Source organism: Tardibacter chloracetimidivorans, assembly GCF_001890385.1.
Taxonomy (GTDB): domain Bacteria; phylum Pseudomonadota; class Alphaproteobacteria; order Sphingomonadales; family Sphingomonadaceae; genus Tardibacter; species Tardibacter chloracetimidivorans.
Map to the genome: position 1 here is coordinate 2,897,477 of NZ_CP018221.1, position 24,559 is coordinate 2,922,035.

Consider the following 24,559-nt stretch of genomic DNA (forward strand, 5'->3'; position numbering starts at 1 on the left):
ACCATGGCCTATGAAACGATCCTCGTCGAACAACGCGGTGCAGTCACGCTGATGACGATCAACCGCCCGCAGGCGCTGAACGCGCTCAACAGCCAGGTGCTGCGGGATCTGATCGAAGCCTTCGCCGCCTATGACGCCGATCCGACGCAGCACTGCGCGGTTCTGACCGGCAATGAGAAGGCGTTCGCGGCCGGTGCCGACATCAAGGAGATGTCTGAAAAGGACGCCGCCGACTTCTTCCTGGAGGATTTCTTCTCCGGATGGACGTCCAGGGTCACCGCCACCCGCAAGCCGTGGATCGCGGCAGTCGCGGGCTTTGCGCTGGGCGGCGGCTGCGAGCTTGCGATGATGGCCGATTTCATCCTGGCCGCCGATACCGCGAAGTTCGGCCAGCCCGAGATCAAGCTCGGCGTCGCCCCGGGGATGGGCGGGTCGCAGCGGCTGACCCGCGCGGTCGGCAAGGCCAAGGCGATGGACATGTGCCTGACCGGCCGGATGATGGACGCTGTGGAGGCCGAGCGCGCAAGCCTGGTTTCGCGCGTGGTGCCCGCCGCCGAACTGCTGGACGAGGCGATGAAGACGGCCGCCGCGATCGCCGCGATGCCGCCCATGGCCGCCATGATAAACAAGGAAATGGTCAATCTGGCGTTCGAGACGGGGCTCAACCAGAGTCTGCTGACCGAACGCCGCCTGTTCCAGATACTGGTCGCTACCGAAGACAAGAAGGAAGGCATGGCGGCCTTTGTCGAAAAGCGCCCCGGCGTCTGGAAAGGACGCTGACGCACAACACCCCCGCGCAGGGGTGAACAGGAGAGAATCATGGCAACCATCGCTTTCATCGGCCTGGGCAATATGGGCGGCGGCATGGCCGCGAATCTGGCGAAGGCGGGGCATCGCGTGCTGGCGTTCGACCTGTCCGAGCCGGCGCTCGCCAAGGCAGTTGAGGCGGGTTGCGAACGCGCGGCAAGCGCATTGACGGCTGTCTCCGCCGCCGATGCCGTCGTCACCATGCTCCCGGCTGGAAAGCATGTCCGCGCCGTCTACGGCGATCAGGTGTTCGGCTCGGCCAAGGCCGGCACGCTCCTGATGGATTGTTCGACGATCGACGTGGCAAGCGCGCGGGCAGTCGGCGAGCAGGCGACGGCAAAGGGTTTCGCATTCGTCGACGCCCCGGTGTCCGGCGGAATCGCGGCCGCCAATGCGGGGACGCTCACCTTCATGGTCGGGGGCGAGGATGCGGCCTTCGCCAAGGCGCAGCCGATCCTGTCGCAGATGGGCAAGGCGGTGATCCATGCCGGGGCGCTTGGCGCCGGGCAGGCGGCGAAGATCTGCAACAACATGCTGCTGGGCGCGACGATGATCGCGACCTGCGAGGCCTTCGCGCTCGCCGACAAGCTGGGGCTCGATCTCAAGACCTTCTACGATATCTCGTCCAAGGCGTCGGGCCAGAGCTGGTCGATGACAAGCTATTGCCCGGTGCCCGGCGTCGGTCCGGAATCACCCGCCGACAGGGGCTATGAGGGCGGCTTTGCGGCGGCGCTCCAGCTCAAGGACCTGAAGCTTGCGGTGGAGGCCGCGCACAGCGTGGACGCAAGCGTACCGATGGGGGCGGCGGCAGAGGCGCTCTATCAGGCGTTCGCCAACATCGGCGGCGGGAGCAAGGATTTTTCGGCCATCATCAAGATGCTGGACGGAAGCTGGGAAAAGTAATTTCCCCGATGTGGCGTCCTCAATAGAGGAACATCGGCATGCCTTCGACCCGCATCAGCTTGGCTCGATAGTTCTGCGCGTCGTACAGCGCCGAGACATCCACCGACTTTTGCGACTGAAGAAGCGTTTCCGCCGGGACGTGGCAGTAATTGCCGTCGCGCAGCGCCACCATGCGCCCGGACTTTCCCTGCTGGAGAAGCTGGATCGCAAGCCCGCCGAACGCAAAGCCCACCATCCGGTCCATCGCGTCCGGCTCTCCCGCACGCATCAGATAGGCGAGTTCCTGAACCACCGTCCCCTGGCCGGTGCGCGCCTCGATCTCGCGCGCCAGCCGCTGGCCGACGCCGATGTCGTCGCGCTGGGTGGCAGATTTGGAGATGTCGCCGCCGCTCTTGCCGTCGTCGCTTGAAAGCCTCGCCCCTTCCGAGATGACGCAGACGGCATAGTTGGTCGGCCGCGACTTCCGGTCGGCCACCAGCAGCGGCAGCAACACGTCGAGATCGGCCGTGACTTCGGCGATGACGGTCCGGTCCACCTGGGCGAGGAACCCGGCCAGCAGCGCCGTTTCGCCCGACCGGCGGCCGAACAGTTCCACCACGGCGATTCGCTCATGGCTTTCCGTGGTCGTCCTGAGCGCGTTGATCGCCTCCACCGAGCGGCTGACGGCGGTTGAAAAGCCGATGCAGTAATCGGTGCCGTAAACGTCGTTGTCCATCGTCTTGGGCACGGAAATCACCGGAAAGCCAAGGCTGGCGAGATGCGCCGAAAAGCGCAGCGTGCCGTCGCCGCCCAGGGTGATCATCGCGTCGATGCCAAGCGATTTCAGCACATGGAGAACATGGTCGGTCCGGTCCCCGTCCTTCGTGGTCCGGGGATCGGTGCGCGACGTGTGGAGAATCGTGCCCCCCATCCGGTCGATGCCGCGCACGGCCTCCCGGTCCAGTCGGCGCGTGTGGTCGGCGACGCTCTGGACATTGTCCGGATCGACGCTGAGAAATCCCTGCCAGCCCCGCCGGAAGCCGGTCACTTCCCAGCTCAGATCCAGCGCGGAAAGGGTGACGGAACGGATGCAGGCGTTGAGGCCGGGCACATCGCCGCCGCCGGTCAGGATTCCGATATGCATCAAGCTGCTCCTTTTCGCTTCCGGCTGGTCTGCCTCTGGTCTATCCGTCTCGCCCATGCGGCTCAACATGCGTGAATTGAATGGCGAGGCGCGCCGGGTTCTGTCCCTTGCCTGGCCGGTGATGCTGACGTCGCTCAACTGGACGCTGCTGCACCTGATCGACGTCGCCGTGGTCGGGCAGGTGAGCACGCATGAGCTTGGCGCCCTCGCTGCCGGGCGCGCGCTCACCTATGTGCCGATCATCGTCGGCATCGCCGCCATGTCGGGCGTGCTTGTGTTCACGTCGCGGGCCGATGGCGCGGGGGACCGGCGCCGAATCGGCGGCATTTTCCGTCAGGGCGTGGCGCTTGCGCTGCTGATGGGGCTGCTCTGCATGGGGATTCTCCTCTTCTGGGCGGAAACGCTGGTGCGCGGGGCGGGTATCGCGCCCGATCTTGTCGCGCGGGGAACCAGCGTCGTCCGGGCCATGGCGTTTGCCTTCCCGCCGCAGTTCGTCCTTTGCGCCGCAGCTTACACGCTGGAAGGCGTGAGCCAGCCCCGCCGGGCAATGGCCGTCAATCTTGTGATGCTGCCGGTCAATGCGGCGCTCGCATGGGCATGGGCGGGCGGCCATTGGGGCTTACCGGCGGCAGGCGCAGTCGGGGCGGCGCTTGCCACGTCGCTCACCTCCATCTTCGGCGCGCTGGCGATGCTGGGCGCGGTCTGGACACTTCCTACGGCCGTTGAGGATGGCGTGCGCGCGCTTTCGCGCGCCGCATGGCGTGGCACATGGCGGGGCATCGCCGGACTGCTGCGCTTTGGCCTTGTGCCGGGGATCGCGTCCGGCCTGGAACTGCTGGGCTTCAGCTGGCTGATCGTGCTTTCAACGCAGCTGGGCGCGGTGAGCGCGGCCGCGTTCCAGATCGTCTTTTCACTCCATAATTTCGCCTTCGCGCTGGCCATCGGCTTCGGATCGGCGGCAGGGGTCCGCGTCGGAAACGCGGTCGGCGCGGGCGAACTGCACATGGCGCTGCCGCGCAGCCTTGTCGCCGCCGGACTGGCCGTGCTGGGCCTGGGTTGCGTCGGCCTCGTCTACTCAACGGCAGGCGGCAATATCCTCTGGCCGTTCACCAGCGATGTCGAGACCTTGGCTCTGGCGGCGGCCATGCTTGCCATATGGGCGCCGTTCATCCTGTTCGACGGCGTGCAGATGGTGTTCGTCTATGCGCTCCGGTCGCTGGGCCGGCAGATCGCCGCCGGCGTCAACGGCATCATCGCCTTCTTCCTGGTCACGGGCGGTCTCGGCTGGCTGCTGATCCGTCACTGGGAGATCGGCCCGATGGGCCTGGTCTATGCGTCGGCCGCAGGCATGGTCGTTGCCGCGTTGTTGCAGGGAAGCTGGCTGCTCTACGTCAGTTTGCGCCTTCCTCGGCAAAGCTCAGGCGCATTCGCGTCGCTTCCGCCGGGACATCGACCGTGACACCGTCGAACGGCAGTGATGCGCCCGCTTCCAGCGTCGGCGCAGGGGCGCTGATCGTCCAGGCATAGATGGGCTGACCGTCACTGCTCAGCAGTTCCGCGCGAATATCCGGCACGGGAAGTTCGGTCCGCGTCGGGTTGTCGATGCGGCCGGTCACGGTCAGTATCTCATAGCCATTGTCCAGCCGCCGCCGTTCGGGCGCGCCGGTGGGCGCAAGCTGCAGCAGCGATGCCGGATCGCTGATCACCGGCTGTCCCCCAAGGCGCGCGGCGATTCCGTCGATACCGCCCATGGTCACAAGGCCGATGTTCAGCGCGACAAGCGCAACCGCGCCTGCGACCGCCACCATCGTCCATCGCCTTGCCGGGTTGCGGCGGGGACGGAAGGGCGGCTCATGCGCAAAGGGATTGATGTCCGGGACCACCGCGGGGCCGGCCGGTTCCTCGTCCTCCTCGACGTGCGCGGCGCGCATCGGGGAGGCCTCGGCCACCCAGGATGGAGGCGGCGGCGGTGGAGGAGGAGGTTCGGCGAGCGATGTGTCGCTGTCCGGCGCAAGCGATTCGAACGCGGCGACCACCTTGCGCGCGCCGCGCTCCACCAGGTCGCGGCCGGTCACTTCCTCGGGCGGGCCCTGGAACCAGCTGTGCTTGCACGCCGCGCAGCGCACCTTGCGCCCGGCCGGGCCGATCGCCGCGTCCGGAACAAGATAGCGTGTCCCGCAGCTTGGACAGGTTAGCATCATCGCGTCAATCCGCGCTCATCAAGACAGACCCCGGCACATCGATGAACCGATGGCGCGCACAGTTAGAAGGCATCCGCCCGCTGGACGCAAGCCTTGCCATCGGCCAAACAGGCAAAAGAATTAATGGGTTTCGACCCCGGGATATTGGCGAGCCGGTTGCAGCAATGGTCAGCGTTGTTCGATTCGAGAATGTCGGCCTGCGCTATGGCACGGGCGCGGAGACGCTGCGCGATCTGAACTTCGCGCTGGAGGAAGGTTCGTTTCATTTTCTGAGCGGTTCGTCGGGGGCGGGCAAGACGTCGCTGCTTCGCCTGCTTTATCTGGCGCAGCGGCCAAGCCGGGGGTTCATTTCGCTGTTCGGGGAGGATGTCGTCACCATGGCGCGTTCGCGCCTTCCAGCGCTCAGGCGGCGGATCGGGGTGGTGTTTCAGGATTTCCGTCTCGTCTCGCATCTGTCGGCGTTCGACAATGTGGCCCTTCCGCTGCGGATCGCTGGCGTCGGCGAGACCGAGATCAACGATCATGTCACCGAACTGCTTGAATGGGTGGGCCTTGCCGGACGTTCGGCGGCGCGGCCCGCCACGCTTTCGGGTGGCGAGCAGCAGCGCGTCGCCATCGCACGGGCAGTGATCGGCCGGCCCGAACTGCTGGTGGCCGACGAGCCCACCGGAAACGTCGATCAGGACATGGCTTTCCGGCTGATGCATCTGTTCGACGAGCTGAACCGGCTTGGCACCACGGTGCTGGTCGCGACGCATGACCCGTTGCTGATGTCGCGGGTGCCGTCGGCGCGAACGATGCGGCTGGAGCGCGGCCGGTTGATCAATGGCGACACGCGGGACATCGCCGCGCAGCCGCCCGTCGCGCGGACCGCTTCATGATCCCGCGCTTCACCCTGGGCACGGCCGAAGGATTGCTGCCCGCGCTCCGCGCCTTTTCGGTGCTGCCGATGCTGATCGGAATCATGGTGTTCCTGACCGCGCTTGCCCTTGCAGGCGCGCTGTCGCTGACGAGCGCCGCCGAGGGGCTGTCGCGCGAACTGTCGCGGACGCTGACCGTCCAGATCGTCCATAACGACCCCGCCGTGCGCGAGCGGGAGGCGCGGGCCGCCGCCGCCGCACTTGGCAAGATGCCCGGCGTCGCTTCGGTCAAGCCGTTCAACCGCGAGGAGATAGGCGCTTTCCTGGAGCCCTGGCTAGGCGCGGCGACATTTGATCCGGAGCTTCCCCTGCCCGCGCTGATCGACGTGAGCTTTGACGGGGCGAGCAGCGACGGTGTCGGACGGGTCCGCGCGATTTTGGGGCGGGTGGCCCCGCACGCCCGCATCGACGAGCAAAGCGCATGGCTCCAGCCCTTGTCGGGCCTGCTCGACACATTGCGGCTGCTGGGCGTGGGCATCGTGCTGCTGGTTGCGCTGGCGATGGTGGGCACGGTAGTCCTCGCCACCAGGGCGGCGCTCAACACGCATCGCGAAACGATCGAGGTCATGCATCTGATGGGGGCGACGGACGGGCAGATTTCCCGGCTTTTCGAGCGTCGTTCGGCATTTGACGGACTGCTCGGCGGGCTGATGGCGCTTGCCGCCGCCTTTCTCGTGCTGGCGGCGCTTCAGGCGCGGGTCATCGCCACGGGATCGGGCCTGCTCGGCAGCGTCGGTATGCCCGCCCATGTCTGGCCGGCCCTTGCAGCGCTGCCGGTGCTCGCCGCACTGCTTGCGGCGGTGACGGCGAGGCTCACCGTCTTTCGGAGCCTGAGCGAAAGGCTGTGAGAAGCGCGCTGGTCCGCATTGTCGCCGCCGCAGTGCTCATCTGGGTGCTGGGTTTTGCGCTATGGGTGGTGCTGCTGCCCGAACGCGGCGATGACGGCATCAGGACCGACGGCATTGTCGTGATGACCGGCGGGCCGGGCCGCGTCGATCGCGGCGTCGACCTGCTCCGCGCCGGTCGGGCCAAAAGGCTGCTCGTCTCGGGCGTCGCCCGCACCGTCCGCCCGCATGAGCTTGCGCTCACCGTGGACGCGCCGCCGTCGCTCTTCCAATGCTGCGTCGATCTGGGGCGCGAGGCAGTGGACACGCGGTCCAACGCCGACGAGACGGCGAAGTGGGTGAAGCGGCGCGGCTATCGCTCCATCCGCCTCGTGACCTCGGCCTGGCACATGCCGCGCGCGCGGCTGGAGCTGTCGGCCCGGCTCGACGACGATGTCCTGATCGTGTCGGACGCGGTGCCGGGCGAGCGGCCGCCCGCCGCCATGTCGCGCGAATACACCAAATATGTGCTGCGGCTGCTGGCTGTGTGGCTGGGGATCGTCTGAATGGCGTGGCTGCGCTCGCTTGTCTATTCGGCCGTCTTCTACGGGCTTACCGTTCCGATCGTCATCCTGGCGGTTCCCATTGCGTTCAACCCCAGGCTGCTGAAGCCCTATGTCCATGGCTGGGCGCATTTCCACCAATGGTGTGCGCGCTGGCTGCTGGGCATCAGGCTGAAGGTGGAAGGGGCCTTGCCTGCCGAACATGTGCTGGTCGCGGCCAAGCATGAATCGGCCTATGAGACGATTGCGCTTATCGGGCTTTTGAACGAGCCGGTGATCGTGTTGAAGGCGGAGCTTGCGGCGATCCCGCTCTGGGGCTGGCTTGCGCGGCGCTATGGCATGATCCCGGTCGATCGCGAGGGCACCACCCGGGCGCTTCGCGCCATGCTGAAGGCAGCCAATGCGGCCCGCGACAGCGGCCGCCCGGTTGCCATCTTTCCGGAAGGCACCCGCGTCCCGCACGGCGAATCGCCGCCCGTCCGCTCAGGCTTTGCGGGGCTGTACCGCCATCTTGGCCTGCCCGTCGTGCCGGTCGCGCTGGACGCGGGGCGGCTATGGCCGCGCGACAGCTTCGTGAAGCACGCCGGCACCATCACCATTCGCTTTGGCGACATGATCCCGCCCTGCCTGCCGAGAAACGAGGCCGAGGCGCGCGTCCATGCCGCGATCAACGCGCTCAACGCTCCATCGCACTGACCGAAGTCCGGGCGGGCGATTGTATGCGGGGTTTCTGGCGGAGTGTGCTACATTCCCAGCCATCACAGAAAACACGCTTCAAGCATTTTGGTGACTGAGGGACCTGCGCGCCCCCGCTTGCAACGGGAAACGCGCGCCATGGACCTCAACTCCCTTCTGTCTCAAGAACAACTGGCTCTGATGCAGGCAGACGCCGCCACCAGCGCGGCTGAACTGGCTGGCCATGATCGGGCATTGTCCGCCTTGCGCCCCCTGATCGAGGCCATGGGATTTCCCCATCGGCCATATCGGAAGCCCTGCCTGCCGCGAAATTCGCAGTTTGCCGGCAACAGCATGGAGCGCCCCAGCAGATGAGCAAGTTGGACGAATATAATGCCCGCGCGGCGGAAAGCCTGATCGCGCTTGAAGCGGCCACGACCGAGCGGGATCGCCTGTATCATCGCAGGGCATATGGCATTTGGCGCAATCTCATAGCGGGCATGGGCGATGGTGCGAAGGCGCCGTCTTCCGTCCCCGCGCCCAAGGCCGCCGCGTCCAAGGCTGCCGCGTCCAGAGTGCGCTGACGGACCAGGGCGAATCGCCGCTGCGTTGGCAGGGAGCGGCCGCCGCCACTCAATCGAACTTTCACCAGGAGCTTGAAATGGCCAAAAGCCAACGCAAAGGAACCAAGGAGGCCCGAAAGCCGAAGAAGGCCGGGCCGACGAAACAGAACGCCTCCAACCCTTCGGTCAAGGGGCCGCTGAGCAATCTCATGAAGAAATGACGGGTGGGGACACGGGTGCATGCAGCGCCTGCCTCACGCCGGCCTTGCAGGCACGCGGCGATAGAGATTCCTTTCTGCCTGCCAGTAGGAGATCGTCATGCCGTCCCGCCTAGCCAGTAGAACCGGCCATCGGCTTTCCGCGCCTGCACTGCCGCAATCACAGCGCCAGCCGGCCGTGAACGCAGGAATGTATTTCGAAGTCTATCGAGCGCCGTTCGTCAGACTCACGTCAACCTTGAGCGGCGGTGGTGACTGGCGCTGGCGCTTCTGCCGGCCAGGCGGAATCATCGTCGCGGCATCCCAGGGCTATCCGACGGAAACCGAATGCAGACATTCCATCGCCATGCTGGCATGTGGCGCCGCCAATGCGGTGGTGCGAGACGTCTTTTCTCCTAGCTGAGCCGGGAAGTCCGGCTCGACACCATGGCCGGTTCAATCGTGCGCCCTGCCGAAATCGGGCCGCGCATCGTCCTGACCCTGATCGATGATGCTGCGCCGGATCGCACGCGTGCGCGAAAACAGGTTGAACAGCGCATCGCCGTCGTCCCAGCGGATCGCGCGCTGCAACGCCGTCATATCCTCGGTGAAGCGCTGCAGCATCTCCAGCACCGCTTCCTTGTTGGCGAGGAAGACGTCGCGCCACATCGTCGGGTCCGAGGCGGCGATCCGCGTGAAGTCGCGAAAGCCGCCGGCCGAATATTTGATGACTTCCGACCGGGTCACGCTTTCCATGTCGGACGCGGTGCCCACGATCGTATAGGCGATCAGATGCGGCAGATGGCTGGTGACGGCCAGCACCAGATCATGGTGTTTCGGGTCCATCACTTCGACATTGGCGCCCAGCCGCGACCAGAAGGCGCTGAGCCGTTCCACCGCGAATGCCTCGGTCCGCTCGTCGGGGGTCAATATGCACCAGCGGTTATGGAACAGCTGCGCAAAGCCGGCGTCGGGGCCGCTGTTCTCGGTTCCCGCCACCGGGTGCCCCGGCACGATTGCTACGCCCGGCGGAAGCACGGCCCGCAGATCGTCGAGAATGCTGCCCTTCACCGATCCCACGTCAGAGACCACCACGCCATCGGCCAGATCGGCGGCGATCGCCTCGCCCGCCTCACGCATCGCGCCCACCGGCACGCAGAGCATGACCATGTCGGCGTCGGTGACGGCTGCGCCCGGGGTGTCGGTGACGTCGTCGGCGATGCCCAGCTCGGCCGCGCGCTCGCGGACCGCCGGATCCGCGTCATAGCCGGTGATTCCGACGGTGGGCATATGCGCCCGCACCGCCCGCGCGATCGACGATCCGATGAGGCCGAGACCAATGATGGAGATGCGGGAAAAGGGCAGCATCTCAGTCGGCGCTCCGTTCCATATAGGCGCGGAGAGCGGCCGTCAGGCCCTGCATTTCCGCCTCGGTCCCGATGGTGATCCGCAATGCGTTGGGCAGGCCCTGCCCCGGTAGCCAGCGCACGATATATCCTGCCTCCATCAGCGCGTGATAGGCGCCCTCCGCCGTGACCGGACCCGTTTCGGGAAAGGTGACGAGCGTGAAATTGGCCCTGGAGCGGACGGCGCGCACTCCGGCATTGCCAAGCCGGCCGATTTCCTCTTCGAACCAGGTCCGCCATCTGAGATTGTGGGCGCGGCAGCGGCGGACGAACGCCTCGTCGGCAAGCGCGGCGATTGCGGCCGCCTGCCCGGCGGTGGTGACGCAGAAGGGCGCGCGAATCTTGTGCAGCGCCTCGATAACGGGCGCGGGCCCATAGCCCCAGCCGATCCGCTCGGCGGCAAGGCCGTAGATCTTCGAGAAGGTCCGCGTCACCAGCACATTGGATGCGGTCTTCGCCAGTTCCAGCCCGGCGTCGTCGTCCTCCGGTTCCAGATATTCGGCATAGGCCTGATCGATCACCAGCAGTACGTCTTGCGGCAGGCCCTTGTGCAGGCGGGCGATCTCGTCGCGGCTTGCGAAGGTGCCGGTCGGGTTGTTGGGATTGGCGAGAAAGACGACGCGCGTCCGCTCGGTCACCGCCGCCAGCATCGCATCGACATCGGTTGCATAGTCGCGGTCGGGCGCTTCGACCGGCTTCGCTCCCACCCGGCGCGCCGCGATCGGGTAGACGGAAAAGCCGAAGCGGGGGAACAGCACCTCATCGCCCACGCTCGCAAAAGCGCCGGCGGCCAGATGCAGTATCTCGTCCGATCCGGTGCCGTAGATCACCCGCGCCGGGTCCAGCCCATATTTGGCGGCAAGGGCTTCGCGAAGCGCGGCGGCCGATGCGTCCGGATAGCGGTGCAGCGTGCCGGATTCCCGCACATAGGCCGCGGCCGCCGCTTCCGGCGTGCCGAAGGGGTTCTCGTTCGAAGACAGCTTGGCGACCTTGCGCCCGTCGTCGGTGGTGGACCGGCCGGGCACATAGGGCGCAATGGCCTCTATCCACGGTTTGGCTTGCGGAGCGTTCATGGTGCCGACGCATTAGGCCCGCATACGCCAAATCGCAATCGAAAGCCGATTGCAGCGACAATACGCCATCCGTCCAATGGCGGGCTTGACCGCGGTGGGTCCAGTTGAGATCACATTGGGACAACAGCAGGGAATCGCGCGATGAAGGTCAATTCGGTACTGGAGACGATCGGCAACACGCCGCATATTCGGTTGAGCCGGATGTTCGGCCCCGATCACGAGGTGTGGAACAAGAGCGAGCGCGCCAATCCCGGCGGCTCGATCAAGGACCGCATCGCGCTCGCGATGATCGAGGATGCCGAACGCACCGGCAAGCTGCAGCCCGGCGGCACGATCGTGGAGCCGACCTCCGGCAACACCGGCATCGGCCTGGCGATGGTCGCCGCCGTCAAGGGTTACAGGCTCATCCTCGTGATGCCAGAATCCATGTCGCTGGAGCGGCGCAGGCTGATGCTCGCCTATGGCGCGAGCTTCGATCTCACTCCGCGCGAAAAGGGGATGAAAGGCGCGATCGAGCGCGCGATCGAGCTGGTCGAGACGACCGACGGTGCATGGATGCCGCAGCAGTTTGAAAATCCTGCCAATATCGAAGTCCATGTCCGCACCACCGCGCGGGAAATCCTGGACGATTTTCGCGACACGCCGCTTGACGTGCTGGTCACCGGCGTCGGCACCGGGGGCCATATCACCGGCTGCGCCGAGGTGCTGAAGAAGGAATGGCCCGGCCTCAAGGTCTATGCGGTCGAACCCACGCTTTCACCGGTCATTTCCGGCGGCGCGCCCGGCCCTCACCCGATTCAGGGGATCGGCGCGGGCTTCGTGCCCGCCAACCTCCATACGCGGGTGCTGGACGGGGTAATCCAGGTCGATCCGAACGACGCGAAGGAATATGCCCGCCGCGCGGCGCGGGAGGAGGGCCTGCTCGTCGGCATCTCGTCCGGCGCGACGCTGGCTGCGATCGCCCAGAAGCTTTCCGGCATGCCCAAGGGCACGCGGGTGCTGGGCTTCAACTATGACACCGGCGAGCGCTATCTGTCGGTGGCGGATTTCCTGCCGGAATAACGCCCTCCGGGGGCCGGCGTCAGGGTTCGATCGCGAACAGGGTGACGCCGGCGTATCTCTCCGCCTCGGGCTCGAACACGGGCTGCGTCCGGAACCCGTCGGGGGCGAGCGCGACTTCGGATAGCCCGGTCACCTTGAAGCTGCCGATCTTCACTTCGCGGGGCGGCTTGCCCTCACGCGCCATTGTCACCGCGTCGAGATAGATCTCGCCGTGGCGGGTATAGAGGATGTGCGGCGCGAGCTTGACGGCCGAGCGGTTGTAAACCGCCTCGATGCAGTTCTTGCGCGCAATCGCTTCCAGGAGAATCTTGGTGGGCATGTGGGGCAGATGCGCGAACAGCGGCTCGCGATCAAGAGGCTTGCGGTCAATTCAGGGGAGGCGACCCCCACTGCGGCAGGGCCGGCCGGGCCACAGGCCAAAAGAAAAGGACCGCCCCGGCGATGCGCGGCGGTCCTTCCTGTATCATTTCCGAAGCGATCAGGCTTCTTCGGCCTCGCCCTCGGCGGGTTCCTCGCGGCCGATTTCACCCGGTTCCGCGTTCGGATCATAGGCTTCGGTAAAGCCGGCGGCCTCACGCTCGAAGAACTGGGCGTTGATGTCCACGCCCTGCGCCTGAAGATCCGCCTCTTCCGGAGAGCGGGCGATATTGACCTTCACGACCACGGCCACTTCGGAGTGAAGCGCGACGCGGACGTCATAGACGCCGAGCGCCTTGATCGGCCGGTCGAGCACGATCTGGTTCTTCGACACCGTCGCGCCATCGGCTTCCAGCGCATCGGCCAGATCGCGCGCCGAGACCGAGCCGTAAAGCTGCCCGGTATTCGACGCCTGGCGGATAAGCACGACCGACTTGCCTTCCAGACCCTTTGAGTCCTTCTGCGCGGCTTCACGCCGCTTGGCGTTTTCGGCTTCGATCTGGGCGCGGTTGGCCTCGAACTTCTTCTTGTTCGCCTCGTTGGCGCGCAGCGCCTTGCCGCGCGGCAGGAGGAAGTTGCGGGCAAAGCCGTCCTTCACGGTGACCACGTCACCGATGAGGCCCAGCTTCTCGACCCGTTCAAGCAGGATGACTTGCATGACTGGCCCTCCTTATTTCACGATGAAGGGCAGGAGGCCGATATGGCGCGAGCGCTTGATCGCCTGCGCCAGCTCGCGCTGCTTCTTGGCGGAAACCGCAGTGATGCGGCTGGGGACGATCTTGCCGCGCTCGGACACAAAGCCCTGGAGCAGACGGACGTCCTTATAGTCGATCTTCGGCGCGTCCTTGCCGGAAAAGGGGCAGGACTTGCGGCGACGGAAAAATGGGCGTGCCATGTTCTTATGCCTTTCCTACGCTGCCACGTCGTCGCGTTCGCGACGTGGGCCGCGATCACCACGATCACCTCGGTCGCCCCGATCACCACGGCGTTCGCGGTCGCGGTCGCCTTTGCGCATCATCACCGAAGGTCCGGCTTCATGCGCATCGACGCGCAGCGTCATATAGCGGATCACGTCTTCGTTGATCGACGTCTGGCGTTCCAGCTCGGCGATGGCGGGGGCGGGGGCGTCAATGTCCATCAGGACATAATGCGCCTTGCGGTTCTTGCGGATGCGGTAGGCGATATTGCGAAGACCCCAGGTCTCCACCTTCGCGACTTTGCCGCCATTGTCCTCGATAATCTTGGTTGCCGCCTCGGCGAGTCCATCGACCTGGGTCTGTGCCAGATCCTGACGCGCGAGGAAGACATGCTCGTAGAGCGGCATGTGCGCTTCCTTTCTGTTTTGGCCGATCGCTGACAACGGACCATCCGTTGCCCCTCCGGCTGTCGTCAAACATGAATCGGCGGCCGGAAGAGCCCTTCCGCCCGGCGAAGGCGCGCTCTTGGCAGAAACAGGAGTCAAAGGCAAGGCGGGTTGCTTGTCGCGTGCCAGACGAATAACGGGACGCAATATGGATCAGGGGAGCATGGTGTGAGGGCTTTTGTATTTCCGGGGCAGGGCAGCCAGTCCGTGGGCATGGGCAAGGCTTTGGCGGAGGCGAGCGCCGCCGCGCGCGAGGTCTTTCAGGAAGTGGACGACGCACTGGGCCAGAATCTCTTCCGCCTGATGGCGGAAGGCCCCGAAGACCAGCTCACGCTCACCGAAAACGCCCAGCCCGCCATCATGGCCAATGCGATTGCGACGCTCCGGGTGCTTGAGAAGGAAGGCGGGCTGATGCTCGCCGACAAGGCGGATTATGTCGCGGGCCATTCGCTGGGCGAATATAGCGCGCTGTGCGGCGCGCAGGCGCTGGACCTCGCCACCACGTCCAGGCTGCTGAAGCTGCGCGGCCGGGCGATGCAGGCGGCCGTTCCGGTCGGCGAGGGCGCAATGGCGGCGCTGCTTGGCGCGGACCTGGAAAAGGCGCGGGCAATCGCCGCCGCTGCGGCCGAGGGCGAGGTGTGCGCAGTCGCCAATGACAATGATCCAGGTCAGGTCGTGATCTCAGGCGCCAAGGGCGCGATCGAGCGCGCGGTGGCGATGGCCAAGGATCATGGCGCCAAGCGCGCGCTTCTGCTGCCGGTTTCCGCGCCGTTCCACTGCCCGCTGATGCAACCCGCCGCCGATGCCATGGCCGAGGCGCTCGCAAAGGCCGATCTGCGCGCGCCGCTGGTGCCGGTCTATGCCAATGTCACCGCCGCCCCGGTTGCCGATCCGGACGAGATTCGCCGCCTTCTGGTCGCGCAGGTGACGGGCATGGTGCGCTGGCGGGAAAGCGTGGCGGCGATGGCCGAGGCGGGCGTCACGCATTTCATCGAGCTGGGCGGCAAGGTGCTCGGCCCGATGGTGAAGCGCATCGCGCCCGACGCAAGGGTGACCAGCGCCGTTTCGATGGACGATATCGAAGCGCTGGCGAAGGAGATTTGAGCATGTTCGATCTGACGGGTTTGACGGCGCTGGTGACGGGCGCGAGCGGCGGCATCGGTTCCGCCATCGCCAGGGGGCTGGCGGCGCAGGGTGCGCGCGTCGCGCTGTCCGGCACGCGCGAGGATGCGCTGAAGGCGGTGGCGGTGGAGATCGGCGGCGATGCCGTGGTCCTGCCATGCAACCTGTCCGATCCGGCCGATGTCGACGGGCTGGTCCCCCGCGCGGTCGAGGCGCTGGGCGGCAGGCTCGACATCCTCGTCAACAACGCCGGGGTAACGCGCGACAATCTGGCGATGCGGATGAAGGACGAGGAGTGGGATCAGGTGATCCGCATCAATCTGGAAGCCGCGTTCCGCCTGATCCGCGCCGCCGCCAAGCCGATGATGAAGGCGCGGCACGGGCGCATCATCTCCATCACCTCGGTCGTGGGCGTCACCGGCAACCCCGGTCAGGCGAATTATGCGGCGTCGAAGGCGGGCCTGATCGGCATGTCCAAGGCGTTGGCGCAGGAGCTTGCAAGCCGCAACATCACGGTCAATTGCGTTGCGCCCGGCTTCATCCATTCGGCAATGACGGACGTGCTTCCCGACGCGCAGAAGGACGCGCTGCTCCAGAAGATTCCCGCCGGCAAGCTGGGCGAAGGGCAGGACATCGCCGCCGCCGTCGCCTTTCTGGCATCCGCGGAGGCGGCCTATATCACCGGCCAGACGCTTCATGTGAACGGCGGCATGGCAATGATCTAGCCGGCCTGCCCTGCTTGCACGAATCGCGTCGGTTTGGGCTTGCCAGCGGCGGGGGGGCAGATTAGGGCAGGCACGGAACACAGCCTAGCGAGAAGGGGCATTTATGAGCGACGTCGCCGAGCGCGTGAAGAAGATCGTGGTTGAGCACCTGGGCGTTGAAGCCGAGAAGGTGACCGAAGAGGCGAGCTTCATTGACGACCTGGGCGCTGACAGCCTCGACACCGTCGAGCTCGTCATGGCGTTTGAAGAAGAATTCGGTGTCGAGATTCCGGACGACGCGGCGGAAAAGATTCTGACCGTGAAGGACGCGATCTCCTATATCGAGGCGAACAACGCCTGATATACAGCCTCTGCCGAGGGATTGACGGCTCCCCGGGAGGCTGGGGGGCCGTTTTGCTGTGGAAATAGGGTTGGAGATGGATTGATGCGGCGAGTGGTCGTGACCGGGCTGGGTCTCGTGACGCCTCTGGGCAGCGATGTCGAGACCGTCTGGGGCAACATTCTGGCCTCGAAATCGGGCGCGGGGACGATCGAGCGGTTCGATCCCACCGATTACGCCTGTCGCATCGCCTGCGAAGTGAAGCCCGGCGACGGCAGCGGCGTGACCTTTGACGCAAGCAAGCGCGTCGATCACAAGATCCAGCGCCAGGTCGATCCGTTCATCGTCTATGGAATCGATGCGGCCGGTCAGGCGATCGAGGACGCGGGTCTTCTCGACATGACCGAGGAAGAACGGCTGCGCGCGGGCAGCTCGATCGGCTCGGGAATCGGCGGACTGCCCGGCATCGAAAGCGAATCCATCGTTCTTTATGAAAAGGGGCCACGCCGCGTCTCCCCGCATTTCGTGCACGGCCGGCTCATCAACCTCATCTCCGGCCAAGTGTCGATCAAATACGGGCTGATGGGGCCGAACCATGCAGTCGTCACCGCCTGCTCCACGGGCGCGCACTCGATCGGCGACGCGGCGCGGATGATCGCGCTGGATGATGCCGACGTCATGCTCGCGGGTGGTGCGGAAAGCGCGATCTGCCCGCTTGGTATCGCCGGCTTCTCCCAGGCGCGCGCGCTGTCGACCGCTTTCAACGACCAGCCCGAAAAGGCGTCGCGCCCATATGACCAGGCCCGCGACGGCTTCGTCATGGGCGAAGGCGCGGGCGTGGTCGTGCTTGAGGAATATGAGCGCGCGAAGAAGCGCGGCGCGAAAATCTACGCCGAAGTGATCGGCTATGGCCTGTCGGGTGACGCCTATCACGTCACCGCGCCGCATCCGGAAGGTTCGGGCGGTTTTCGCTCGATGCAGATGGCGTTCAAGAAGGCGGGCCTCAATCCCGAGGACGTCGATTATATCAACGCGCACGGCACCTCCACCCCGCTTGGCGACGAGCTGGAGCTTGGCGCGGTGCGGCGGCTGTTTGGTTCGGCGATCGACAATGTGTCGATGTCGTCGACCAAATCCGCCATCGGCCATCTACTGGGCGGTGCGGGCGCGGTGGAATCGATCTTCTGCATGCTGAGCCTGCGCGACCAGATCGTGCCGCCGACGCTCAACCTCGACAATCCGAGCGAAAGCTGCGCGGGCGTCGATCTGGTTCCCCATGTCGCCAAGAAGCGCAAGGTCCGGGCCGTGCTGAACAACAGCTTCGGCTTTGGCGGCACCAATGCGTCGCTGATCATGCGGTCCATCTAATAACGTGGTGCTCACCCTGAGCTTGTCGAAGTCGCGCGCTAACCCTTCGACAAGCTCAGGGTGAGCGCAAAGGCATGAGAGTGCGCAAACTTCTCGCCATCTTGCTGGTGCTCGCCGCCGTGGCGGTTGCCGCGCCCTTCGTCTACTGGCATGCGCCGGGTCCGTCCAAAGAGGACATGACCGTGCAGATTCCGCAGGGGGCGACGCTCGGCGCGGCCGCCCGGCTGCTGGAGGAAAAGCAGGTGTTGCGCGACGCCACGCTCTTCCGCCGCCTGTCGCGCTATCTCGGCTCGTCGGACCCGATCCGCGCGGGCGAGTTCGCCATTCCCGCAGGGGCGAGCGCCGCGCGCATCCTCGATATCCTGCAGCATGGCACGCCGGTGCAGCGGCTCATCACCATTCCGGAAGGCATGCCGTCGATCCTCGTCCATGAAAAGCTGATGGCAGAGCCCCTGCTGACCGGAACGACAGAGGTTCCGGTAGAAGGGTCCGTCCTGCCCGACAGCTACAGCTTTGAACGCGGCGAAACGCGGGCGGCGGTGCTGAAGCGCATGCAGGATGCGATGAAGGCGACGCTTGGCGAACTGTGGAAGGCGCGGAAGAAAACGACGCCGGTCAAATCCCCGCGCGAGGCGATCATCCTCGCCTCCATCGTCGAGAAGGAAACCGGCAAGCCCGAGGAGCGGCGCATGGTGGCGGGCGTCTACGCCAATCGCCTGCGCATCGGCATGGCGCTTCAGGCAGACCCGACCGTGATCTATCCGGTGACAAAGGGCAAGCCGCTGGGCCGCCGCATCCGCCAGTCGGAACTGAAGGCCGACAATGGCTATAACACCTATGCCAGGGCCGGCCTGCCGCAGGGGCCGATCGCCAACCCCGGCCGCGAATCCATCGCCGCCGTGCTGGACCCGGAGCCGACCAAGGCGCTCTATTTCGTGGCGGATGGCACCGGCGGACACATCTTCGCCGATACGCTGGCCGAACATCAGGCGAATGTGGAGAAATGGTACGCCCTCCGCCGCGCGCGCGGGGAGATGTAGGGGTACCACCCCCGCTTCGAAGAGCGGAAGCTTACCCCCTCAGCGCCTCGGCGATGAGCTTGCGGGCGTTGGCGATTCCGTAGAGCGCGATGAACGAGCCCATGCGCGGCCCCTGTGAGGAGCCGAGCAGCGTCTCGTACAGCGCCTTGAACCAGTCGCGCAACGGCTCGAACCCGGCGGCCTTGCCCGCTTCGAACACTTCGCTCTGGATCGCATCCGCCGCTGCGTCTTGGGGCAGGGCGGCGAGGCGCGCGTCAAGGTCGCTGAGCGCCGCCGCCTCGCGTTCGTCAGGCGCGCGGCGCTTCAGCGTCGGGGCGATGAAATCGCGGTGATAGGCAAGCGCATAGTCGAGCAGCCGGTCGAGTTCCGGCTGGGTTTCCGCAGTCGCGCCCGGCACATAGCGGGAAACAAAGCCCCACAGCACGGCCTTGTCGCTCGTGCCCGCAACCGCGACAAGGTTCAGCAGCAGCGCAAAGCTCACCGGCGGCACATTGGCGGGCGGATTGCCGCCGTGGATGTGGAACACCGGATTGCCGAGCTTCTGCTCCACCGGCTGGCCCGCATAGCCGCCGAGGAACTGGTAATATTCGTCCACCGTCTTCGGGATCACGCCGAAGTGAAGCTGCTTGGCCTTCCTCGGCTCGCGATACATGTAGAGCGCAAGGCTTTCGGGCGTGGCATAGGTCAGCCACTCCTCGATCGACAGGCCGTTGCCCTTGGACTTTGAGATCTTCTCGCCCTTTTCGTCGAGGAACATCTCATAGTTGAAGCCTTCGGGCGGCCGCGCGCCAAGGATGCGGGCGATCTTCGACGACTGGGTGACCGAATCGATCAGATCCTTGCCCGCCATCTCATAGTCGACGCCAAGCGCCACCCAGCGCATCGCCCAATCTACCTTCCATTGCAGCTTGGCACCGCCGGAAAGGATGGAGACGGTCACGTCCTGCCCGTCTTCCGGGTCATAATAGCTGACGGTCCCGGCCTCTGCGTTCCACTCGGTGAGCGGTACCTGAAGCACCACGCCCGTCCTGGGGCAAACGGGCAAGATCGGCGAATAGGTCTTGCGCCGGTCCTCGCGCAGCGTCGGCAGCATCACGCCCATGATCGTTTCATAGTGGGTGAGCACGGACTTCAACGCATCGTCGAACCGGCCCGCGCGATAGCATTCGGTGGCGGAGACGAACTCATATTCAAAGCCGAAGCGGTCGAGGAAATCGCGCAGCATGGCGTTGTTGTGATGGGCAAAGCTCTCGAACTTGCCGAACGGGTCCGGCACCTGCGTCAGCGGCTTGCCGAGATGCTGGGCCATCATCTCCTGATTGGGCACATTGTCCGGCACCTTCCGCAGCCCGTCCATATCGTCGGAAAACGCGACGAGGCGGGTGGCCGTGTCGGACAATATCTCATAGGCGCGGCGCACCATGTTGGTGCGCGCCACCTCGCCGAAGGTGCCGATATGCGGCAATCCGGACGGGCCATAGCCGGTTTCGAACAGCACATGGCCCTTGGCGGGCGTCCCGTCCTTGTACCGGTTCAGCAGCTTGCGCGCCTCCTCGAACGGCCAGGCTTTGGAAAGGACGGCTGCGTCGCGAAACTCGGTCAAGGTCTGTTGCTCTTCTGTTCCGTTCGGCATAACCGAACTCCTTATGGCTGCTCCATTGCCTTATCCCGCGCTCGTTGCAAGCCATGCCGGCAACTGGATCGCCTTTCCGGGCGGCGAGACCCGGGCCGTGGGCCGGGGGGAGGGGATCGCCCGCGCGGCGGATACGCCCGTCATCCTGCTCAACGCGCCGCTCACCGCCGCCCGCCTTGGCTATCCCGAGCTTTCGGGCCTGGACCTGCTGGAGTTGTACGCCTTCATCCATCCCGCGCGCTTCGCCGTGCCGACGGCGGCGGGCATGGCGCGCGCGCTGGGGCTTGATCCGCCGGAAAACGACTCAATGGCCGCCGCATTCCTGCTCAGGGCCGCCGACGCGCTGCTCGCCCGGCTGGAGGGCGACTGGCCGGAGCGCGAGGGCGCATGGGATTCGGCGCAGGCGCTGCTGCGCACCCGCTGGCCCTGGGCGCAGCCCGTGCTGGAGCGGCTGAAGAAGCCGAACAAGCCCGAACGCTGGCTGTTCTCGCGCCTGCCGGAATGGGAGGAAGGCGCGCCCCGCCCCCCCGCACGCACCGTTGCGCTTTCCGAAGCCGATGTGGCGGAACGGCTGGCCGACCTGACCGGCGACGGGGCCGAACAGCGCCCCGGCCAGCGCGCCTATGCGCAGGCGGCCGCCATGGCCTTTGCGCCGCGCCGCGAAGCCGGGCGTCCCAATATGGTGCTGGCGGAAGCGGGCACCGGGATCGGCAAGACGCTCGGCTATCTCGCGCCTGCCTCGCTCTGGGCCGAACGGGCGGGCGGCGCGGTATGGCTTTCAACCTACACAAAGGCGCTGCAACGCCAGCTGGATCGCGAGACCGGGCGACTGATCGCCGATCCGGCGGAGCGCGCGCGGCGCGTCGTGGTGCGCAAGGGGCGGGAGAATTATCTCTGCCTGCTCAACCTTGAAGAGGCGCTGCAGGGCGGCTTTCAGGGGCGGGCGCTGATCCTTGCCCATCTCGCCGCGCGCTGGGCGGCCTATAGCCGCGACGGCGACATGGTGGGCGGCGACATGCCTGGCTGGCTGCCGTCGCTGTTCCGGCGCAACGGGTCGAACGCGCTCACCGACCGGCGCGGCGAGTGCGTCTATGCCGGATGCCCGCATTTTCGCCGCTGCTTCATCGAGCGGGCCTCCCGCGCCTCCGAACATGCCGATCTGGTCGTCGCCAATCATGCGCTGGTGATGCTTCTCGCCGCGCGCGGTCGCGAAACCGGCGGCGCGCCCACCCGGCTGGTGTTCGACGAAGGGCATCACCTGTTCGATGCCGCCGATTCCACCTTTGCCGTGGCGTTGACGGGGCAGGAGACGATCGAGCTTCGCCGCTGGCTGCTGGGGCCGGAATCGCGCGCGCGGGGGCGCAGGCGCGGGCTGGCCGCGCGGCTGATGGACGTCGCAAGCTATGACGAGCAGGGCGCCGCCGCGATCGAGGCGATCATTCGCGCCGCGCGCGATCTCCCGTCCGACGGCTGGCTGGCGCGGCTGGCGGAGGGCGATCCCTTCGGCCCGATCGAGCGGCTGCTGGCCGAGGTGCGGGGCACCGCGCTTGCCCGCGCCAGCGCGCAGGATGCGGGCTATGGCATAGAGACGGAGGTAGCTGAGCTGGACGCAAGCCTTGTCGTGGCGGCGGGCGATGCGGCGACCGCGCTGGAGGAACTGGCCCGCCCGTTGGCGGCGCTTCAGCGGCGGCTGGAGGCGGTGGTCGAAGACGCGCCCGACTGGCTGGACGCACCGGCGCGCGCACGCATCGAAGGGGCGCTTGGCAGCCTGTCCCTGCGGGCGCAGACGCTTGCCGCATGGGTGGCGCTGCTTGCGCGGCTGGGGAGCGCGCCCGACCCCGATTTCGTCGACTGGCTGGCGGTCGACCGGGTCGAAGGGCGGGAATATGACATTGGCGTCCATCGCCACTGGCTGGACCCCGCGCGGCCGCTGGCGCGGGTGGTGCTGGAGCCTGCCCATGGCGCGCTCGTCACCTCCGCCACGCTCAAGGGCGCGGACGGCTGGCCTTCCGCCGAGGCGCGCATCGGCGCTGTGCATCTGGATGTGGAACCGGCGCGGTTCGCCGCCGACAGCCCGTTCGATTATGCGCTCAACAGCGAAGTGCTGATCGTCACCGACATCAAGCGCGGCGACCTGGCGGCTCTGTCCGGTGCCTATTCGCGGCTGATCGAGGCAGCAGGCGGCGGCACGCTGGGGCTCTTCACTGCGATCCAGCGGCTGAAATCGGTCTATGCCCGCATTGCCGATCCGCTCGCCCGCGCCGGTCTGCCGCTCTATGCCCAGCATGTCGACCCGATCGACACCGGGACGCTGGTCGACATCTTCCGCGACGATCCCCATGCCTCGCTGCTCGGCACGGATGCGCTGAGGGACGGCGTGGATGTGCCCGGCCATTCGCTCAGGATGGTGGTGATGGAAGGCGTGCCATGGCCGCGCCCCACGGTGCTGCATGGGGCACGACGGGCAGCAGCTGGCGGATCGGCCTATGACGATCAGGTGGTGCGCGCCCGGCTGGCGCAAGCGTTCGGCCGGCTCATCCGGCGAGCCGATGATCGGGGCGTTTTCGTGCTGCTTTCCGCCGCCACGCCCTCGCGGCTGCTGACGGCTTTTCCGCCCGGCACGCCTGTCACGAGGCTGACACTTGACGCAGCCATTGCCCATGTTCGGGCAAGGCTTTCAATGACAGACCGATTGGTGCATCACCAGAACGAAGACGCTGAGTAGAGGTTGACGGCGGATCGTGAAGACACTCACATTGTTGAGACATGCAAAATCGGGCTGGGACGATCCAGTCGAGCGAGATTTCGACCGGCCGCTGAACGCCAAGGGACGCCGCGCCGCAGCCACCGTGGGGCGGCATATGCGATCGCTCGACATGCACTTCGATCAGGTGACCGCGTCTCCGGCGGCGCGGGTGAAGGAGACGCTGGAAAGCGTCGAGACCGGCTATGGCGCGCCGCTGGATCCGCATTTCGACAGGCGCATCTATCTGGCATCGGCCGAGACGCTTCTGGACGTTATTCACGACACGCCCGACAATGCCGACACGCTGCTGCTGGTCGGGCACAATCCAGGGCTTGAGGAGCTGGTGCTGTTGCTGGTCCCCGACCGCGAGGAAGACGGCGAGCGCGACAAGGTGGAGGAGAAATATCCTACCGCCTCGATCGCCCAGATCACCCTTGACGTGCCCAACTGGCGCGCGGTGCAGCCGGGCGGCGGCGCGCTGAGCCGCTTCATTCGGCCCCGCGATCTCGACCCCGCGCTTGGCCCGGAGAAAAATCACTGATGCGACATCCGACAACGACGGCCCTTCGGTCCCGGCTACGGCTGCCGGTGATCGGTTCGCCCATGTTCATCATCTCCTGTCCCGATCTGGTGATCGCGCAGTGCAAGGCCGGAATTGTCGGCTCCGTGCCCGCGCTCAATGCACGGCCGCAATCGCTCCTCGACGAATGGCTGCATCGCATATCCGAGGAACTGGCCGATCACGACGCCGCCAATCCGGATCGACCGTCAGCCCCCTTTGCGGTGAACCAGATCGTCCACCGCTCCAACGAGCGGCTGGACGCGGACATGGCCGTGATCGAAAAGCACCGGGTCCCTATCGTCATCACCTCGCTTGGCGCGCGAACGGATGTGAATGATGCGGTTCATGGCTGGGGCGGCGTCACCTTTCATGACGTCATCAACCGCCAATTCGCGGCCAAGGCGGTGGAAAAAGGCGCCGATGGGCTGATTGCGGTGGCAGCCGGCGCGGGCGGCCATGCCGGCACCCAGTCGGCCTTCGCGCTGATCCAGGAAATCCGCCAGTTCTTCGATGGCCCGCTCGCCCTGTCGGGTTCCATTGCCAACGGCGGCGCGGTGCTGGCGGCCGAGGCCATGGGTGCGGATTTCGCCTATGTCGGTTCGGCCTTCATCGCGACCGACGAGGCCAATGCGTCCGACGCCTACAAGCAGGCGATCGTAGACGGCGCGGCGGCCGACATCGTCTACACCAGCTATTTCACCGGCGTTCATGGCAATTATCTGAAACCGTCGATCCGCGCCGCCGGAATGGACCCCGACGCCCTGCCGGACGCCGACCCTTCAAAGATGAACTTCGCGGGCGAAGGGCAGGCAAAGGCGTGGAAAGAAATCTGGGGTTGCGGCCAGGGCATCGGCGCGGTCACGGCCGTTCAGCCCGCGGCCGCCTTCATCGATCGTCTGGCAGATGAATACGCCGCCGCCAGGGCGAGGGTCTGCAACTGATGCGGC

28 protein-coding genes are annotated in these 24,559 nt (G+C 66.1%); 19 read left to right on the forward strand and 9 right to left on the reverse strand.

The window, feature by feature from the left end; genetic code table 11:
* Positions 1 to 3: 3 nt before the first annotated feature.
* Positions 4 to 780 carry an enoyl-CoA hydratase-related protein gene (locus tag BSL82_RS14995; protein ID WP_072598092.1) on the forward strand — a complete coding sequence of 259 codons (777 nt, stop codon included), beginning with the start codon at positions 4 to 6 and terminating at the stop codon, positions 778 to 780.
* Positions 781 to 819: 39 nt separating this feature from the next.
* A complete protein-coding gene (gene mmsB, locus BSL82_RS15000; protein WP_072598093.1) occupies positions 820 to 1,710 on the forward strand; it encodes a 3-hydroxyisobutyrate dehydrogenase in 891 nt (296 codons plus the stop codon).
* A 19-nt stretch (positions 1,711 to 1,729) separates the two neighbouring features.
* Here the strand turns inward: mmsB and BSL82_RS15005 are convergent, their stop codons facing one another.
* Entirely contained in the window at positions 1,730 to 2,833 is a 1,104-nt protein-coding gene (locus BSL82_RS15005; RefSeq protein WP_072598094.1) for a 6-phosphofructokinase, read from the reverse strand.
* A gap of 67 nt (positions 2,834 to 2,900) precedes the next feature.
* Here BSL82_RS15005 and BSL82_RS15010 point away from each other — a divergent pair, with 67 nt between their 5' ends.
* Complete coding sequence (locus BSL82_RS15010; RefSeq protein ID WP_226998488.1) at positions 2,901 to 4,292, forward strand: MATE family efflux transporter; 1,392 nt, start codon at positions 2,901 to 2,903, stop codon at positions 4,290 to 4,292.
* Here the strand turns inward: BSL82_RS15010 and BSL82_RS15015 are convergent.
* A complete protein-coding gene (locus BSL82_RS15015; protein ID WP_072598095.1) occupies positions 4,225 to 5,034 on the reverse strand; it encodes an MJ0042-type zinc finger domain-containing protein in 810 nt (269 codons plus the stop codon). The genes BSL82_RS15010 and BSL82_RS15015 overlap by 68 nt on opposite strands.
* Positions 5,035 to 5,198: 164 nt before the next feature.
* On the opposite strand from BSL82_RS15015, the gene ftsE reads away from it, so the two are divergent.
* From ftsE to BSL82_RS21850, 7 genes are all read left to right on the forward strand, one after another.
* The gene (gene ftsE, locus BSL82_RS15020) at positions 5,199 to 5,915 is read left to right on the forward strand and encodes a cell division ATP-binding protein FtsE (RefSeq protein ID WP_072598096.1); all 717 of its coding nucleotides are present in this window, start codon (positions 5,199 to 5,201) and stop codon (positions 5,913 to 5,915) included.
* Positions 5,912 to 6,802, forward strand: a complete 891-nt coding sequence (locus BSL82_RS15025; protein ID WP_072598097.1) for a cell division protein FtsX — start codon at positions 5,912 to 5,914, stop codon at positions 6,800 to 6,802. The genes ftsE and BSL82_RS15025 overlap by 4 nt, the downstream gene beginning before the upstream one ends.
* Complete coding sequence (locus tag BSL82_RS15030) at positions 6,799 to 7,344, forward strand: YdcF family protein (protein ID WP_226998489.1); 546 nt, start codon at positions 6,799 to 6,801, stop codon at positions 7,342 to 7,344. Before BSL82_RS15025 ends, BSL82_RS15030 begins: the two co-directional genes overlap by 4 nt.
* Positions 7,345 to 8,037 (forward strand): lysophospholipid acyltransferase family protein, encoded by a 693-nt coding sequence (locus BSL82_RS15035; RefSeq protein WP_072598098.1) that lies wholly within the window; start codon positions 7,345 to 7,347, stop codon positions 8,035 to 8,037. It begins immediately after the preceding gene.
* Positions 8,038 to 8,387: 350 nt separating this feature from the next.
* Positions 8,388 to 8,600: a hypothetical protein gene (locus BSL82_RS15045; RefSeq protein WP_072598100.1), complete on the forward strand. Its 213-nt coding sequence runs from the start codon at positions 8,388 to 8,390 to the stop codon at positions 8,598 to 8,600.
* 77 nt (positions 8,601 to 8,677) lie between these two features.
* On the forward strand, positions 8,678 to 8,800 hold the full coding sequence (locus BSL82_RS21565; protein WP_257786806.1) for a hypothetical protein: 123 nt from the start codon (positions 8,678 to 8,680) through the stop codon (positions 8,798 to 8,800).
* 187 nt (positions 8,801 to 8,987) lie between these two features.
* Complete coding sequence (locus tag BSL82_RS21850) at positions 8,988 to 9,200, forward strand: YegP family protein (protein ID WP_072598101.1); 213 nt, start codon at positions 8,988 to 8,990, stop codon at positions 9,198 to 9,200.
* Positions 9,201 to 9,232: 32 nt separating this feature from the next.
* Here the strand turns inward: BSL82_RS21850 and BSL82_RS15055 are convergent, their stop codons facing one another.
* Together BSL82_RS15055 and hisC are read right to left on the reverse strand one after the other, a co-directional pair.
* The gene (locus BSL82_RS15055) at positions 9,233 to 10,144 is read right to left on the reverse strand and encodes a prephenate/arogenate dehydrogenase family protein (RefSeq protein ID WP_072598102.1); all 912 of its coding nucleotides are present in this window, start codon (positions 10,142 to 10,144) and stop codon (positions 9,233 to 9,235) included.
* 1 nt (position 10,145) lies between these two features.
* Complete coding sequence (gene hisC, locus BSL82_RS15060) at positions 10,146 to 11,255, reverse strand: histidinol-phosphate transaminase (protein ID WP_072598103.1); 1,110 nt, start codon at positions 11,253 to 11,255, stop codon at positions 10,146 to 10,148.
* A gap of 141 nt (positions 11,256 to 11,396) precedes the next feature.
* On the opposite strand from hisC, the gene cysK reads away from it, so the two are divergent.
* On the forward strand, positions 11,397 to 12,317 hold the full coding sequence (gene cysK / locus BSL82_RS15065; protein ID WP_072598104.1) for a cysteine synthase A: 921 nt from the start codon (positions 11,397 to 11,399) through the stop codon (positions 12,315 to 12,317).
* A gap of 19 nt (positions 12,318 to 12,336) precedes the next feature.
* On the opposite strand, the gene BSL82_RS15070 is transcribed toward cysK, so the two are convergent.
* The 4 genes from BSL82_RS15070 to rpsF all read right to left on the reverse strand — a co-directional run bounded on the left by BSL82_RS15070 (position 12,337) and on the right by rpsF (position 14,058).
* Positions 12,337 to 12,636, reverse strand: a complete 300-nt coding sequence (locus tag BSL82_RS15070; RefSeq protein ID WP_072598105.1) for a hypothetical protein — start codon at positions 12,634 to 12,636, stop codon at positions 12,337 to 12,339.
* 159 nt (positions 12,637 to 12,795) lie between these two features.
* Positions 12,796 to 13,392 carry a 50S ribosomal protein L9 gene (rplI, locus tag BSL82_RS15075; protein ID WP_072598106.1) on the reverse strand — a complete coding sequence of 199 codons (597 nt, stop codon included), beginning with the start codon at positions 13,390 to 13,392 and terminating at the stop codon, positions 12,796 to 12,798.
* Positions 13,393 to 13,404: 12 nt separating this feature from the next.
* Positions 13,405 to 13,629: a 30S ribosomal protein S18 gene (gene rpsR / locus BSL82_RS15080; protein ID WP_072598107.1), complete on the reverse strand. Its 225-nt coding sequence runs from the start codon at positions 13,627 to 13,629 to the stop codon at positions 13,405 to 13,407.
* A 15-nt stretch (positions 13,630 to 13,644) separates the two neighbouring features.
* Positions 13,645 to 14,058 (reverse strand): 30S ribosomal protein S6, encoded by a 414-nt coding sequence (rpsF, locus tag BSL82_RS15085; protein ID WP_072598823.1) that lies wholly within the window; start codon positions 14,056 to 14,058, stop codon positions 13,645 to 13,647.
* Positions 14,059 to 14,265: 207 nt separating this feature from the next.
* Between rpsF and fabD the strand changes: the two genes are divergently transcribed.
* The 5 genes from fabD (at position 14,266) to mltG (ending at position 18,671) form a co-directional block, all read left to right on the forward strand.
* Complete coding sequence (gene fabD, locus BSL82_RS15090) at positions 14,266 to 15,201, forward strand: ACP S-malonyltransferase (protein WP_072598108.1); 936 nt, start codon at positions 14,266 to 14,268, stop codon at positions 15,199 to 15,201.
* Between the two features lie 2 nt (positions 15,202 to 15,203).
* Positions 15,204 to 15,944, forward strand: a complete 741-nt coding sequence (gene fabG, locus BSL82_RS15095) for a 3-oxoacyl-[acyl-carrier-protein] reductase (RefSeq protein ID WP_072598109.1) — start codon at positions 15,204 to 15,206, stop codon at positions 15,942 to 15,944.
* Between the two features lie 103 nt (positions 15,945 to 16,047).
* A complete protein-coding gene (locus BSL82_RS15100; RefSeq protein WP_072598110.1) occupies positions 16,048 to 16,284 on the forward strand; it encodes an acyl carrier protein in 237 nt (78 codons plus the stop codon).
* A gap of 84 nt (positions 16,285 to 16,368) precedes the next feature.
* On the forward strand, positions 16,369 to 17,631 hold the full coding sequence (gene fabF, locus BSL82_RS15105) for a beta-ketoacyl-ACP synthase II (RefSeq protein ID WP_072598111.1): 1,263 nt from the start codon (positions 16,369 to 16,371) through the stop codon (positions 17,629 to 17,631).
* 74 nt (positions 17,632 to 17,705) lie between these two features.
* A complete protein-coding gene (mltG, locus tag BSL82_RS15110; RefSeq protein ID WP_083579241.1) occupies positions 17,706 to 18,671 on the forward strand; it encodes an endolytic transglycosylase MltG in 966 nt (321 codons plus the stop codon).
* A gap of 31 nt (positions 18,672 to 18,702) precedes the next feature.
* Here mltG and BSL82_RS15115 read toward each other — a convergent pair whose 3' ends face one another.
* Positions 18,703 to 20,304: a lysine--tRNA ligase gene (locus BSL82_RS15115; protein WP_072598113.1), complete on the reverse strand. Its 1,602-nt coding sequence runs from the start codon at positions 20,302 to 20,304 to the stop codon at positions 18,703 to 18,705.
* A gap of 13 nt (positions 20,305 to 20,317) precedes the next feature.
* Between BSL82_RS15115 and BSL82_RS15120 the strand changes: the two genes are divergently transcribed.
* From BSL82_RS15120 to BSL82_RS15130, 3 genes are read left to right on the forward strand one after another with little or no spacing between them, the layout of a single operon-like run.
* The gene (locus BSL82_RS15120; protein ID WP_072598114.1) at positions 20,318 to 23,029 is read left to right on the forward strand and encodes an ATP-dependent DNA helicase; all 2,712 of its coding nucleotides are present in this window, start codon (positions 20,318 to 20,320) and stop codon (positions 23,027 to 23,029) included.
* Positions 23,030 to 23,045: 16 nt separating this feature from the next.
* Positions 23,046 to 23,591: a SixA phosphatase family protein gene (locus tag BSL82_RS15125; protein WP_072598115.1), complete on the forward strand. Its 546-nt coding sequence runs from the start codon at positions 23,046 to 23,048 to the stop codon at positions 23,589 to 23,591.
* The gene (locus BSL82_RS15130; protein ID WP_072598116.1) at positions 23,591 to 24,553 is read left to right on the forward strand and encodes an NAD(P)H-dependent flavin oxidoreductase; all 963 of its coding nucleotides are present in this window, start codon (positions 23,591 to 23,593) and stop codon (positions 24,551 to 24,553) included. The genes BSL82_RS15125 and BSL82_RS15130 overlap by 1 nt, the downstream gene beginning before the upstream one ends.
* Positions 24,554 to 24,559: the final 6 nt, after the last annotated feature.